The sequence below is a fragment of the Mesorhizobium sp. P2_F7 genome (assembly GCF_056403695.1).
This window is the reverse complement of the sequence record NZ_JBFUFA010000002.1, coordinates 419,286-432,991: the sequence shown is the minus strand read 5'-3', so window position 1 is coordinate 432,991 and position 13,706 is coordinate 419,286. Positions and strand designations below refer to the sequence as shown.

The following is a 13,706-nucleotide window of genomic DNA, read 5'->3' as shown; positions in this document are numbered from 1 at the left end:
GGTGGCCCACGGACGGCGATATGCGTTCAGCCATCAGGCGTCAAGAGGAAAGTTTTTGTCGCTGACAAGATACTGGCAAATCCGCGATCAGGATGTCGTGAGCTCAAACGCAAACGGCGGATCGAAGAGATCCGCCGTCGGGCTTGATGTCTGTGGCCAGCCTACCAGAGGTCGTAGCGCAGCCCGAGTTTGACCTGATGATTGCTGATCCCCTTGCGGACCGGATAGGAGTTCAGGCTTGCGGCCGTGACATATTCGGCATCCGGCGCCGAAAAGTACTGATAGCCGAGATCGACGGAAACATTCTTGGTCACCTGATAGGCCAGGCCCGCATCCAGCGTATAGGCCAAGGCATATTGAGTCTTGTTGTCGCTCCGCTCGAAGTCATCCGTAGGGTCGAGATTGTCGGTGAAGTAGCTCGCCGACAGCTTGTATTTGCTGCGGACCAGCCCGATGCCGGCGCCCAGATAGGGCGTGATCCCGACATAGGTGCCAAGATCGACATAGCCATTGACCATCCCCGACAGGGAATAATTCTCCAGGGATGCCGACGCCACCGTTGCCGTGGCCGGCACTACCACGATCGCGCTATCGTCGTAGTGGATGCCAACCTTGTTGCCCGGCAGATAGCCGAAATTGATGTCGGCACGCAGATAGTCGTTGAAATGATAGCCGAAGCCGATGCTGGCAAAGGCCGGATCCTGCTTTTCACTGAAGCTCGCCGGCGCAAAGGTGAAATCCTGATCCTGGTAGCTCTTCTGCGCCAGATAGGAGACGTCGCCACGCAGATACCAGCCCGAGCCGACCTCGACCGGTTGATAGTCCGGCGCCTGGTCGACATAGACCGGCGGATCGTAGTCGGCGGCCTGCGCCTGCGTCAGCGGAGCAAGCATGAGTGCGGCGAGCGCCGGCACTGTCAGCAATTTGAAATTCATGGGTCCCCGGCTCCTGAAATTGGCGCACGTCATTTGATTGCAAGCGCCGTTTCAGTAGGCATTGTTAACCATAGTGGTTAAGTGCGGGTTAAGGATAACGCCACGTTACCGAATTGATTTCGATAGGCTTTCTTCAGCAACCAGGCCGATTGAAATGCACCGCAATCGGCAAACGAAAACCGCCCGGCATGGCCGGGCGGTTCGCGAATTCCAGGATTTCGAAGCGACTACTTGGTGTAGATCGGCTCCGGCTCGGGCTGATAGGCCACCACGGGCGCGGCGCACCCATTGGTGCCGCCGAACTGGTAGCGCAAGCCACCGCGCACTTCGTGCGTATTGAAGCCACGATCGTGGCCTGGGCCGGAACTGCTTGCATCCCATTCGAACATGCGGCCGCCCTGGATATGGGAGAAGCGATAGCCCGCATCGAGGATGATTTTGTCGGTAAGGCAATAGGAAGCGCCGGCCATGAGCGCATAGGCGAAGCGCCAGTTGGACGAGCCGGGATTGGTCTCGGTGGTATTCGGATCGTGGACCGTATCCCACTTGATATGCGCGCCGCCGATACCGGCGCCGACATAGGGCGTCACGCCGTGCCAAGTGCCGATATCGACATAGGCGTTGGCGAGCAGCAGCAAGGCGCTCATCCTCGACACCTCGACCGAAGTCCCGTTGATATCCGAGGTTGAGCCGTTGAATTTCGACTTGAACCAGTAGTCGGCCGTCAGATCGGTACGGAAGTGTTCGTTGATCTTGTAACCGACGCCGGCGCCGAGCGAGAAACCGGCCTTGAGCTTGGCGGAATCAAAACTTCTTTCGCCAGGCGTGATAAGGTTGGTCACGGGATCGATGGTATAAGTCGTATAGTTGACGCCGCGCAGATCCGACTTGTGGTAGTCGAGATCGCCACGGATGTACCAGCCACCGACCTCTGCCGGCTGCTCGTAGACTGCCTGCGGCGGTGCTTCCTCGACTTGCGGCTCCGCCAGATCAGCGGCGAATACCGGCCCGGCCACACCTGCGAGCAGTGTGGCTAGGAGAGCCTTTTTTCCTGTATTGAACATGCTTGTCACCCCTGAGAACCGTCGGGAAAGTCCAGCCCGCCCGAATATCATTGACCTCAGTTGTGGATAATGAATTGCAAAAGTTAAAAGGCATTTAACCCTGTCGATTAACCACGAATTCTCGATATTTTAGCAAACAGTCTCTGCCGGCATCACGCCGCGCCACCTGGCCGAAACAAAAGGCCCGCCTGGAGGCGGGCCTTGAAAGTCTTTGAGCCGGCAGTTCGCACCTGCCGCTGGAGGTGGCGCGCGATCAGGCGGCGCTGCGCGTTTCCGAAATGATGTCGACGATGTCGTTGACCACGGCTTCGACCAGTTGCGGATCGTCGCCCTCGGCCATGACGCGGATCAGCGGCTCGGTGCCGGAGGGCCGGATGACCAGTCGCCCGGCCTTGCCGAGACGGTTGCGCGCATCTTCGATCGCCGCCTTGACCGGGGCTTCCTCGAGCGGCTTGCCGCCGGCGATGCGGACATTCTTCAGCAGCTGCGGCACCGGCTCGAACTTCTTCGACAATTCGCTGACCGGCCGGTTCTGCCGCTTGATGCAGGCGAGAACCTGCAGCGCCGAGACAAGCCCGTCGCCAGTGGTCGAGAAATCGGACAGCACGATGTGGCCCGATTGCTCGCCGCCGACATTCAACCCATGCGCGCGCATATGCTCGACGACGTAACGGTCGCCGACCTTGGTGCGGTGCAACTGCAGCTTGATGTCGCTCAAGAAGCGTTCGAGGCCGAGATTGGACATCACCGTCGAGACGACGCCGCCGCCGGCGAGCCGCCCGCTCTGGTGCCAGGACTCGGCAATCAGCGCCATAATCTGGTCGCCATCGACGATCGTTCCGTTCTCGTCGACAATGACGACGCGGTCGGCGTCGCCGTCCAGCGCGATGCCGATGTCGGCGCGCACTTCATGCACCTTCTTCTGCAGGCCGGCCGGATGGGTCGAGCCGCATTCCTTGTTGATGTTGAAGCCGTTCGGCTCGACATTGATGGCAATGACCTCGGCGCCCAATTCCCAAAGGGCGGCCGGCGCCACCTTGTAGGCGGCACCATTTGCGCAATCGACGACGATCCTGAGACCCGACAGCGACATCGAGCGTGGCAGCGTGCGCTTGGCAAATTCGATGTAGCGGTCATGCACGCCGTCGACACGCTTGGCGCGGCCAAGCCCGTCGGAATCGGCCAGCGCCAGTTCGATGTCCTTGTCGAGCATGCTCTCGATGCGCTCCTCGATCTCGTCGGAGAGCTTGTAGCCGTCAGGCCCAAACAGCTTGATGCCGTTGTCGAAGTAAGGATTGTGCGAGGCCGAGATCATGACGCCGATATCGGCGCGCAGCGAGCGCACCAGCATGGCCACCGCCGGCGTCGGAATCGGGCCGAGCAGGAACACATCCATACCGGCGGCACAAAGGCCGGCCACCATCGCATTCTCGATCATGTAGCCGGACAGCCGCGTGTCCTTGCCGAGCACCACGCGGTGGCGGTGGCTGCCGCGCTGGAACGACAGGCCGGCGGCCATGCCGACCCGCATCGCGATCTCAGCCGTCATCGGAAATTTGTTTGCGCGCCCACGAATGCCGTCGGTGCCGAAATAGTGCCCTGCCATGCTAGCCAGAATCCCCGTCGGTTTTTCAGCTGCCCGTAATGCCACAAATTTGGGCACCACAAATCATCACAATGTATGATCGTATGTTACCAATCCTTAGAAAATCATTGTACCGATCTGTTCAAGTGTTTCCACAACCTAACATGATGACACGGTCTTGCCGCAAAATAGCAGTCACACTGGGCCGCTCGGCGCAGTGATCCGGCAAACCCCTGCTGTTGGAGGCCGCAGATCGCAATGATTTCATCACCTTGTCGAGAGCACGCGCTTTCCGGGGGTATCGGCGCGGGTTAGCATCTGGCGCAGCCTAGCGTTGAGAGCTATTGATTCACCAAAGGGACACCATCGGCGGCAGCAACGGGAGAAACGCCATGCTCATCCATAAACTTGCAACCTTGACGGGTCTTGCCGTCGCAACCTTGTTCATGGCGGCGCCTGCCAACGCGCTGACCATGGCCGAGTGCAGTACCAAGTATAATGCCGCCAAGGACGGCGGCACGCTGAACGGACAGACCTGGAACCAATTCCGCAAGGCCGAATGTGGAACTGACGCGGCCGCCACCACCGAGACCGCCAAGCCGGCCAAGAAGGCCGCCGCGGCCAAGGCGGACACGACCAAGGCCGCCGCTGCCGCCGACGACGGCGCCAAGGGCCTGACGGCCAAGGAATGCAGCGCCAAATACCAGGCGGCAAAGGCCGCGGGCACGCTCAACGGCGCGAAGTGGAATGACTTCCGCAAAGCCGAATGCGCCGCCGGCGCATCCGCGGCGGTAGAACCGGCCAAGGCCACGACCAAGGCAGCAGCCGCGGCCGACGATGGCGCCAAGGGCCTGACGGCCAAGGAATGCAGCGCCAAATACCAGGCCGCCAAAGCTGCCGGCACGCTCAACGGCGCGAAATGGAACGACTTCCGCAAGACCGAATGCGCCGCCGGCGCATCCGCGGCAGTACAACCGGCCAAGGCAACGACCAAGGCGGCTGCCGACAGCAGCGGCAAGGGCCTGAGCATGGCCGATTGCAGCGCCAAGTATCAGGCGGCCAAGTCCGCCAACACGCTGGGCGGCAAGAAGTGGAACGACTTCCGCAAGGCCGAATGCGGCGCAGGCGCAGATGACGACGACACCGTGCCGGCTCCGAGCGAGGCGAGCTACAAGGCCGATCCGGAAGCCCCGACCATCGTTGCTCCCAAGGGCGTGAAGTTCCCGACCGCGATCTCCAAGAAATATGCCAGCGAAACCCCCGGCAAGGCCCGCATGCATACTTGCCTCGAGCAGTACTATGCTCTCAAGGACGCCAATGCGTTGAAAGGCCTGAAGTGGATCCAGAAGGGCGGCGGCTTCTACAGCCTCTGCAATGCCAAGCTGAAGAGCTGATCGCGTAGCCATATTCTCGAGACAAAGGCCCGCGCATCGCAACATGCGCGGGCCTTTTTGTTGCGCTCGAAGACGCCCGGCTTCGCTCGCGTCTACATATGGCGGAAGCTGTCGGCGTCATCTATTCGCCCACACTGCCCACCGCCAGACTTATCGGTGGTTCGCAAAGATTCCAGTTGAACATATACGGAACAAACAGTATACAAAAGGACATCGAACTTTTTGTCAACCAGGAGGGTCTTATGTCCAGATTGAAATTGGCGGCATTGGCTGTGACAGCATGGGTTGCTTGGAGCGTCGCCCCTGCAAGCGCACTGACGATGAAGGAATGCGGCGAGGCCTATCGCACAGCCAAGGAAGGCGGCACTCTGAACGGCATGGATTGGACCGCTTTCCGCACAGAGAAGTGCGCGACGTCAGCTGCGGAGAGTGCCAGCGCGGATACGGTCAAAACCGAGCCGCAGCCGAAGAAGGAAACCAGCGCGGCGGTCGCCCCCGCTGTAGCACCGGCGGGCGTGACATTCCCGACCACCCTCGCCGCCGAGTTCAAGACCGAAAAGCCCGCGAAGGCGCGGATGAAGACCTGCCTGCAGGGTTACCACGGCAACAAGGACGCAGGTACGTTGAACGGCCTTCGCTGGATCCAGAAGGGCGGCGGCTATTACAGCCTCTGCAACGCCAAGCTGAAGAGCTGATTTCCCAAGCTTCGAGCTAATAAAGGACCCCGCGGCCCTGTCCAGGTTCGCGGGGTTTTCTTTGTGCAGGATCAGTAGACGGTCGGTACCCAGTGCTGGCTGGTCTTGGGCGGACGGATATAGCCGTCGTCTTTCTGACGCGGGCTCAGCTTTATCTTTGCCGGTCGGATCTCCTTATATGGAATCCGCGTCAGCAGATGACTGATGCAATTGAGCCTTGCCTTCTTCTTGTTGTCGGCATCGACAATGTTCCACGGCGACTGATCGGTATCGGTGAATTTCTGCATCATGTCCTTGGCCCGCGAATATTCGACCCAGTGTTCGCGCGACTTGAGGTCCATGGGCGACAGCTTCCAGCGCTTGATCGGATTGTCGATACGCTCCTTGAAGCGGCGTTCCTGTTCGTCGTCCCCAACCGAGAACCAGTATTTGATCAGAATGATACCGGACTTGATCAGCATTTCCTCGAACAGGGGGCAGGAGCGCAGGAACTCGCTGTATTCGTTGTCGGTGCAGAAGCCCATGACGCGCTCGACACCGGCGCGGTTGTACCAGGAGCGGTCGAACAGCACGATCTCACCCTTGCCGGGCAGGTGCTGGACATAGCGCTGGAAATACCATTGGCTGCGTTCGCGCTCGGTCGGCGTGCCCAAAGCCACGACGCGGCAGATGCGAGGATTGAGGCTTTCGGTGATGCGTTTGATGACACCGCCCTTGCCGGCCGCGTCGCGGCCTTCAAAAATCACGACGACCTTCAACCCTTCCTTCTGGACCCAGTCCTGCAACTTGATCAGTTCGAATTGCAGCCGGACAAGTTCGTCGACGTAGCGGTAGGTTTTTTTTGCGTCGGCGTGCTTGGCCTTCTTCTTCTTTTTCTCGCCCGTGCCGGCATCGCCGTTCGGCAATTTCCAGGCTGCTTCCTTTGCCTCGCCCTCAACCGCGTCGAGATGGACCTCGCCTCCAACCGGCGCATTTCTGGCCCGCTTGTCCTTCTTGCCCATGATCACCTCCCACGCACCCGCGTCGGTTGACCCGACGACAGCCGGCTAAATCAATACCGACTGTGAAAGGAGTCAAGCGAATGGATGCGACGTCTGCCCGGCCGGGAACTCTTGCGCCAAGAAACCAAAAACGCCGCGGTCAGACCGCGGCGTTTTCTCGATCAGTGTCCGGGCCGTACCTCAGCTCGAAGGCTGAGGCTCCATGCCGCCTTCGGGCTCCGGCCCCTTCTTGCGGCGGCCGGACTTCGGCACGGCCGAGCCGCGGCTTGTCGGGGTATCATCCCCCAGATCGCGCGCCGGCTTCTGCCCGGCGATCAACTGCTTGATCTCTTCGCCCGAAAGCGTCTCGTATTCGAGCAGGCCCTGCGCCAGGGCGATCCATTCCTTCTTCTTCTTGGTCAGGATGGACTTTGCCGAGACATAGGCCTCGTCGATCAGCCGGCGCACTTCCGCGTCGATGATCTGCGCGGTCTCTTCCGAGATGTTCTGTGTGCGCGCCACCGAGTGGCCGAGGAAGACCTCTTCCTGGTTGTCGCCATAGGCGACATGGCCGAGCTTGTCGGAGAAGCCCCAGCGCGTGACCATTGCGCGAGCCAGCTTGGTCGCCTGCTCGATGTCGGAGGAAGCGCCCGAAGTGATGTTCTCCTTGCCGAACTTGAACTCCTCGGCGACGCGGCCGCCCATCATGATGGCAAGCCGCGAGACCATGTACTTGTAGCTCATCGAATAGCGGTCGCCTTCCGGCAGCTGCATGACCATGCCGAGCGCACGGCCGCGCGGGATGATGGTCGCCTTGTGCAGCGGATCGGCGGACGGCACGTTGAGCGCCATGATGGCGTGGCCGGCCTCGTGGTAGGCGGTGAGCTCCTTCTCGGCCTGGGTCATGGCTGACGAGCGGCGCTCGGCGCCCATCATGATCTTGTCCTTGGCGTCCTCGAATTCGGCCATGGTGACGAGGCGCTTGTTGCGGCGCGCCGCCATCAGAGCGGATTCGTTGACCAGGTTCATCAGATCGGCGCCGGAGAAACCGGGCGTGCCGCGCGCGACCACCTTGAGGTCGACATTGGGCGCCAGCGGCACGTTGCGCACATGCACCTTGAGGATCTTCTCGCGGCCGACAATGTCAGGGTTCGGCACCACCACCTGGCGATCGAAACGACCCGGACGCAACAGCGCCGGATCGAGCACGTCCGGCCGGTTGGTGGCGGCGATCAGGATGATGCTCTCGTTGGATTCGAAGCCGTCCATCTCGACCAGCAGTTGGTTCAGCGTCTGCTCGCGCTCGTCATTGCCGCCGCCGAGCCCGGCGCCGCGATGGCGGCCGACGGCGTCGATTTCGTCGATGAAGATGATGCAGGGCGCGTTCTTCTTGGCCTGGTCGAACATGTCACGGACACGGGACGCGCCGACGCCGACGAACATCTCGACGAAGTCCGAACCCGAAATGGTGAAGAAGGGCACGTTGGCTTCGCCGGCGACCGAGCGGGCCAGCAGCGTCTTGCCGGTGCCGGGAGGGCCGACGAGCAGCACGCCGCGCGGAATCTTGCCGCCCAGGCGCTGGAACTTCTGCGGATCGCGCAGGAACTCGACGATCTCCTCCAGATCTTCCTTGGCCTCGTCGACGCCGGCGACATCCTGGAAGGTGACACGGCCATGCGCCTCGGTCAGAAGCTTGGCCTTCGACTTGCCGAAGCCCATGGCGCGCCCGGAGCCGGACTGCATCTGGCGCATGAAGAATATCCACACGCCGAGGATCAGGATCATCGGCAGGTAGGAGATGAGATAGCTGAACAGCGACGTGGAACCGTCCGATTCAGGACGTGCGTTGATGGTGACGTTCTTGTCCTGCAGTCGCGAGACCAACTGCGGATCGCCAGGCGAATAGGTCTGGAAGCCGTTGGCGTTGTCGGCGTAGGTGCCGGAGATGCGGGCGCCGGAGATGACCACAGTCTTGACCCGACCGGCCGCGACCTCCTGCAGGAACTGCGAATAGGGAACGTCTTGCGAGGCTCCGCGCGTCTGCGGCGTCTGGAACAGATTGAAGAGAGCAATGAGCAAGACCGCTATGATCGCCCAGAGCGCGAGATTGCGATAATTCGGATTCATCAATTGTCCCGTTGGTACCTGGTGGGGCACGCGTATGAGAGGAAACTTGGGCCTAACATAGGGAGAGCGCCTCCCCTTGCCAAGCATAACAGCACGTCTGGGTTAAGCTTTCACGCCACCATCAACCGGCACTGTGGCGGCTGGAAGGCAAGGCCGGGACGGGCGGCGCGCCGGTCAGTTCGGCGACGGCCCCGGCCAGCACCAGATCGAAGCAAGGCAGGAAGCGTGCAAAAGGCGCCACGGCCGGGCTGAGGGCGATTGCCGGCGCCGCTGTTCCATCCCCTGCAAAACCAAGGCATTCGCCGCCGCGCCACAGCGCCGGTTCCGCAGCCAAAGCGGCGCGGACAAGGCTCGGCGGCGCGCCATTCCCGGCAATCGCTTTGGCGGCGGCGGCAGCGCCGAGCGGCGCGATCAAAAATGCCCCAGACCTGTCGCCCAATGTGATCGCTTCTGGTTCGGCGACCCGCCTGCGACCGTCCCAGAGTCCGGCCGCCAACGGTGCGGCGGGCGGCAGGTCGCGCGATTCACGGTACAGGAAGATGCCGGTGCGCCTGCTATCGACGACCGTCCGCGACAATGTGGCGCAAAGCGGTCCGGCCCGCATTTGCTCGAACAGCGCTTCGCTGCGTGCCTGGTCCGGCAACAAGGCGACGCCGCCGGTCGCCGCCAGCAGAACACGCAGCGCATAGACCGCCGCTCGCGTATCGTCGGCTTTGATCAATCCGGGATCGAGACAGATGAGACCCTTCGCCGGCCGGCTGGCAAATTCACCGATCAGCGCGGCGGCGCGGCGGCCGAGTTGTTCGCGCTCGGCTGCTGCACGCCTGGCCAGGCCGATCGTCTCGGCAAAACGCTGCCCGCTCGGGTCTTCGCCAAGCACGGTGCGAATGCGCGGCCGTTCGAAATGCGCATCCGTGTTGGTCGGATCCTCCGCCCAGCCGACATGTTCGCGCCGCAGGAAGGCGCGCAATGCCGCGCGCCGTACACCGAGCAGCGGCCGCGCGATCCAGATCCGCCAGTCATAAAGGGTTGCCGGCGCCATGCCGGCGAGGCCTCGGCCTGCCGTTTCACCAAGCTCGTGGCCATCATTCCGCGCGGCTCGCATCAGCACGGTCTCGGCCTGATCGTCCGCTGTGTGGCCGGTCACGATCACACCGATGCCTTGCGCCTGCGCGGCCTCGGCCAGCAGCCGGTAGCGTGCCTCGCGCGCCGCGGCGGGCAGGCCGGTCGACGGCTTGGCGCCGGACCAGTTGAGCGTGCGGTGCGCAATGCCGCGCTCGGCACAGAGCTTTGCAACGGCGCGTGCTTCCGTCGCCGCTTCCGGGCGCAGACCGTGGTCGATCGTCACCGCCAGCAGCCTGGCTGTCGGGGCGCTGCGGTCGAGGTGAGCTTTGAGGAGAAGAAGGAGGGCGGTGGAGTCGCTGCCGCCGGACACGGCCGCAACAGCGCCGTTGGAAAAGTCGATCGTTGAAAAGTCCGAAACGTCAGGCTCAGTATCGAGCATCAATGCATGTCGCCCAAAACTGGTCCCCGGACGCCGACATGCAAGGGGAAGACTAGCACGCCGCCAGCGCCCTCTCCTGTTTGACGCGTTCCTTGAGCGCGGCCGAAATATCGGGATAGCGCTTGCCGATCTCGCCGAAGGTGGCGCAGGCGACATCCTTCTGCTTGAGGCCGACCAGCGAGACCCCGAGCTTCAAAAGCATGTCGGGCGCCTTCTTTGCCTTTGGATAGTCCTTGCTGGCAGAGAGGAAAACCTCGGCCGCGTCATGATACTTTTGCTGGCCGAGCAGGGATTCGCCCAGCCAGTAATGCGCGTCCGCCGCCTTGGCGTCCTTCGGGAAGCGGGCGATGTGGTCGCGAAAACCCTGCTCGGCGGTGCTGTAGTCGCCCGACAGGATGAACTGGTAGGAGTTGCGGTAGATTTCTTCCGGATCGTTGGTGGAAGGCAGCGCCGCCACAACCGTGCCGTTGGACTTGCCGGTCTTGGGGCCAGTCGCCGGCGCCTCGGCGGCGGGCGCCGCACCTTCCGCCGGCGCGATCGCCTGCGTGTTGCCGCCGGCGTCGACCACATTGCCGTTCTTGTCGACAGTGATGGTGCCGAAGGTCTTTGGCGGAGTGCCGGTGATCACCTTGCCGGGATCGCCGGTCTGCGATTCGACGATGACTTCGCCGACGCTCTGGCCGCCATCCGATTGTGCACCCGAGTCGGCCGGCGCCTGCGTTGCCGGGGCCTCGGCAACGCTGTTGCCGGTATCGCCATCCTGCGGCGCAGCTTCTGATTTCTTCTGCGCCGGCGGCTGACCGCTGGAGCCGCCTTCCAGTTGCTGGAAGCGGAACTCATTGTCTTCCTGCTGCTTGCGCATCTGCTCCTGCATCTGCAGGACCTGGAAATTGAGTTCCTCGATCTTGCCGTTCATCTGCCGCAGCTGTTCCTCAAGGCTGGCAGCGGTGGTGCCGTCCTGCTGCTGCGCGATCTGTTGCTGCTCCGGCTTCTCCTTCTTGCCGAAAATGCCGAGCGTCGGCAGATGGAAGGAAAAGCCGCTATCGGCGGGTTGTCCGGTGCCGCTCGCAGTAGCCGCGAAGCCTGATACGAGCAGCAGCGCAAGCGTGCCGCTCAAGACCGATCTGAAATGCATGTGCCTCTCGCCGTGTAATTCGTGAGTCTGTTCGCGCCTTCCAATCACTGTGGGACCAGCCAAGCGCCCTCGGCTCTTAGCAGGAGGCGAGACTTCGGCCAAATTTTGTTTCCGGATTTTGTTTCCGGGACCAGAACTGAAAAAGGCGGCCATTGGCCGCCTTTCGCATGCAGGTGTTGCAATTATGCGACTAAAGCGTCGCCATCAGGAACCGGCGCCGGAGAGCGTGGTGACCGCGCGGCGATTCTGCGACCAGCAGGAGATGTCGTCGCAGACCGCGACCGGGCGCTCCTTGCCGTAGGAAATCGTCTTCAGGCGGCTTGCCGAAACGCCCCTGGCGACCAGGAAGTCGCGGGTGGCGGCGGCGCGGCGGGCGCCGAGCGCCAAATTGTATTCACGCGTGCCGCGCTCATCGGCGTGGCCTTCGACGACGATGGCATACTGCTTGTACTGGTTGAGCCACTGCGCCTGGCGCGACAGCGTCGTCTGCGCATCGGCGCGGATCGAGGACGAGTCGGTATCGAAGAAGATGCGGTCGCCAATGTTGACGGTGAAGTCCTGCGCCGAGCCGGGCGTTGCGGCACCCGCGCCATTGAGACCGAGGTCGGCGGCGCTGTTCGGGGTCTTCTTCGAGGCGCAACCGGTGATGGCGAGCATCGCGATCAGCGCAATCATCGCCGGGTTTCTGGTAAGTGCTGCGATACGGCCCATGCCGCCTCTCCTTCGTATTTCGAGTGATTTCGTTGATCACCCAGTAACCACGTTTGGGTTAACCGGCATTCAAGAAACACGGTTAAAATTTGGTTTCAGCCGCCCGTCCGCAGCCGAATAGCCTCATGCCACAATGGTCGCGGACCGTAGGCGGAAATGCGGCCAAAAGGCGACTTTGGCGTGAAAAAAGCCCCGAAACGGGGCTTTTAGGGCACTGTTGCCAAGTTGCAACGAAGCGAGCGGTGGCTCGGCTGAAACGTGGTTACTCCAGCAGCGGCGACCAAGCCGGGTCCGAAGCGAAATTTGCGGTCGGGATCGACTGTTCGTTGCGGCCGGTGAGGTCGACCGAAACCAGTTTTGGGCCACCGGCGGAGTCGCGGAAGAACATCAGCACGCGGCCATTGGGCGCCCAGGTCGGTCCTTCCTGCTGGAAGCCGGAGGACAGAATGCGCTCGCCCGAGCCGTCGGTCTTCATCACGCCGATCTGGAATTCGCCGCCGGTCTGCTTGGTGAAGGCGACGAGGTCGCCGCGTGGCGACCACACCGGCGTCGAATAGACGCCGTCGCCGAACGAGATGCGGGTCTGGCCCGAACCGTCGGCGCCCATCACGTAGATCTGCGCGCGACCGCCACGGTCGGAGGTGAACACCACCTTGCTGCCGTCCGGCGAATAGGAGGGCGAGGTGTCGATGGCCGTTGAGTTGGTCAGCCGGGTCGTCGAGCGGCTGCGCAGATCCATGGCGAAGATGTTGGAATTACCGTCATCGCGCAGCAGGCTCATGATCACCTTCTGGCCATCAGGCGAGAAGCGCGGCGCAAAGGTCATGCCGGGAAAGTTGCCGACCAGTTCGCGCTGCCCGGTCTCGATCTGCAGCAGATAGACCCGCGGCTGGCCGCTTTCGTACGACATATAGGTGATTTCCTGCCGGTTCGGCGAGAAACGCGGCGTCAGCACGATCGACTTGCCGTCCGAGAGATAGCGGACGTTGGCGCCATCCTGGTCCATGATGGCGAGCCGCTTCTTGCGCGCATTCTTGGCGCCGGATTCGTCAATGAAGACGACGCGTGTGTCGAAATAGCCTTTCTCTCCGGTCAGCCGCTCATAGATCGCGTCGGCGATGATGTGGGCGACGCGCCTGGTGTTGGCGTCGTTGGCGAAGAACTGTTCGCCCGACATCTGCTGGCCGGCAAAGGTATCCCACAACCGGTACTGGGCGCGGATACGGCCATCCGCTTCCTTGCCGACGCTGCCGGTAACCAGGGCCTGCGCGTTGATGACCTTCCAGTCGTCGAAGCGCGGCTGCGCATCCGGATTGGCGATTTTCTCGATGAAGGCGCTCTTGTCTATCGGCGCGAACAGGCCGGAGCGTTTCAGATCTGCGCTGACGATATCGGAAATCTGAGCGCCAATCTCACCTTGAAAATCGGTGATGGCGATCGGCAACGGCTCGACATTGCCCTTGTTGACGTTGATCTCGACGAGTGCTCGCGCCGGCAAAGTGGCAACGGCAGTCATGCCCAGCGCCATGGCTGCAATCGTCAGGAGCGGCTTGAGGATGGATTTCATGTCTTCTCG

General features: G+C 62.1%; 11 protein-coding genes. 2 read left to right on the top strand and 9 right to left on the bottom strand.

Annotation, left to right across the window (positions count from 1 at the left end; genetic code table 11):
• Positions 1 to 161: 161 nt before the first annotated feature.
• From AC1DZ8_RS07420 to glmM, 3 genes are all read right to left on the bottom strand, one after another.
• The gene (locus tag AC1DZ8_RS07420; RefSeq protein ID WP_477308940.1) at positions 162 to 935 is read right to left on the bottom strand and encodes an outer membrane protein; all 774 of its coding nucleotides are present in this window, start codon (positions 933 to 935) and stop codon (positions 162 to 164) included.
• 227 nt (positions 936 to 1,162) lie between these two features.
• Positions 1,163 to 1,999 (bottom strand): outer membrane protein, encoded by an 837-nt coding sequence (locus tag AC1DZ8_RS07415; RefSeq protein ID WP_477400612.1) that lies wholly within the window; start codon positions 1,997 to 1,999, stop codon positions 1,163 to 1,165.
• A 253-nt stretch (positions 2,000 to 2,252) separates the two neighbouring features.
• Entirely contained in the window at positions 2,253 to 3,605 is a 1,353-nt protein-coding gene (glmM, locus tag AC1DZ8_RS07410; protein WP_477308944.1) for a phosphoglucosamine mutase, read from the bottom strand.
• Between the two features lie 371 nt (positions 3,606 to 3,976).
• Here glmM and AC1DZ8_RS07405 point away from each other — a divergent pair, with 371 nt between their 5' ends.
• Both AC1DZ8_RS07405 and AC1DZ8_RS07400 read left to right on the top strand, forming a co-directional pair.
• A complete protein-coding gene (locus AC1DZ8_RS07405; protein ID WP_477308946.1) occupies positions 3,977 to 4,978 on the top strand; it encodes a hypothetical protein in 1,002 nt (333 codons plus the stop codon).
• Between the two features lie 242 nt (positions 4,979 to 5,220).
• Entirely contained in the window at positions 5,221 to 5,673 is a 453-nt protein-coding gene (locus tag AC1DZ8_RS07400; RefSeq protein WP_477235077.1) for a hypothetical protein, read from the top strand.
• 71 nt (positions 5,674 to 5,744) lie between these two features.
• Here AC1DZ8_RS07400 and ppk2 read toward each other — a convergent pair whose 3' ends face one another.
• From ppk2 to tolB, 6 genes are all read right to left on the bottom strand, one after another.
• Positions 5,745 to 6,674 carry a polyphosphate kinase 2 gene (ppk2, locus tag AC1DZ8_RS07395; RefSeq protein WP_477400610.1) on the bottom strand — a complete coding sequence of 310 codons (930 nt, stop codon included), beginning with the start codon at positions 6,672 to 6,674 and terminating at the stop codon, positions 5,745 to 5,747.
• 180 nt (positions 6,675 to 6,854) lie between these two features.
• Positions 6,855 to 8,780, bottom strand: a complete 1,926-nt coding sequence (gene ftsH, locus AC1DZ8_RS07390; RefSeq protein ID WP_477307124.1) for an ATP-dependent zinc metalloprotease FtsH — start codon at positions 8,778 to 8,780, stop codon at positions 6,855 to 6,857.
• Positions 8,781 to 8,901: 121 nt separating this feature from the next.
• Complete coding sequence (gene tilS / locus AC1DZ8_RS07385; protein WP_477307126.1) at positions 8,902 to 10,284, bottom strand: tRNA lysidine(34) synthetase TilS; 1,383 nt, start codon at positions 10,282 to 10,284, stop codon at positions 8,902 to 8,904.
• A 52-nt stretch (positions 10,285 to 10,336) separates the two neighbouring features.
• Positions 10,337 to 11,419 (bottom strand): tol-pal system protein YbgF, encoded by a 1,083-nt coding sequence (ybgF, locus tag AC1DZ8_RS07380; protein WP_477400607.1) that lies wholly within the window; start codon positions 11,417 to 11,419, stop codon positions 10,337 to 10,339.
• A 204-nt stretch (positions 11,420 to 11,623) separates the two neighbouring features.
• Entirely contained in the window at positions 11,624 to 12,130 is a 507-nt protein-coding gene (gene pal, locus AC1DZ8_RS07375; RefSeq protein ID WP_112559660.1) for a peptidoglycan-associated lipoprotein Pal, read from the bottom strand.
• Between the two features lie 262 nt (positions 12,131 to 12,392).
• On the bottom strand, positions 12,393 to 13,697 hold the full coding sequence (gene tolB / locus AC1DZ8_RS07370) for a Tol-Pal system beta propeller repeat protein TolB (RefSeq protein WP_112559662.1): 1,305 nt from the start codon (positions 13,695 to 13,697) through the stop codon (positions 12,393 to 12,395).
• Between the last annotated feature and the right edge of the window lie 9 nt (positions 13,698 to 13,706).

Bases quoted from the DNA above. Each gene is read 5' to 3' on its own strand.
- AC1DZ8_RS07420 (WP_477308940.1), bottom strand. From the start codon at position 935: ATGAATTTCAAATTGCTGACAGTGCCGGCGCTCGCCGCACTCATGCTT.
- AC1DZ8_RS07415 (WP_477400612.1), bottom strand. From the start codon at position 1,999: ATGTTCAATACAGGAAAAAAGGCTCTCCTAGCCACACTGCTCGCAGGT.
- glmM (WP_477308944.1), bottom strand. From the start codon at position 3,605: ATGGCAGGGCACTATTTCGGCACCGACGGCATTCGTGGGCGCGCAAAC.
- AC1DZ8_RS07405 (WP_477308946.1), top strand. From the start codon at position 3,977: ATGCTCATCCATAAACTTGCAACCTTGACGGGTCTTGCCGTCGCAACC.
- AC1DZ8_RS07400 (WP_477235077.1), top strand. From the start codon at position 5,221: ATGTCCAGATTGAAATTGGCGGCATTGGCTGTGACAGCATGGGTTGCT.
- ppk2 (WP_477400610.1), bottom strand. From the start codon at position 6,674: ATGGGCAAGAAGGACAAGCGGGCCAGAAATGCGCCGGTTGGAGGCGAG.
- ftsH (WP_477307124.1), bottom strand. From the start codon at position 8,780: ATGAATCCGAATTATCGCAATCTCGCGCTCTGGGCGATCATAGCGGTC.
- tilS (WP_477307126.1), bottom strand. From the start codon at position 10,284: ATGCTCGATACTGAGCCTGACGTTTCGGACTTTTCAACGATCGACTTT.
- ybgF (WP_477400607.1), bottom strand. From the start codon at position 11,419: ATGCATTTCAGATCGGTCTTGAGCGGCACGCTTGCGCTGCTGCTCGTA.
- pal (WP_112559660.1), bottom strand. From the start codon at position 12,130: ATGGGCCGTATCGCAGCACTTACCAGAAACCCGGCGATGATTGCGCTG.
- tolB (WP_112559662.1), bottom strand. From the start codon at position 13,697: ATGAAATCCATCCTCAAGCCGCTCCTGACGATTGCAGCCATGGCGCTG.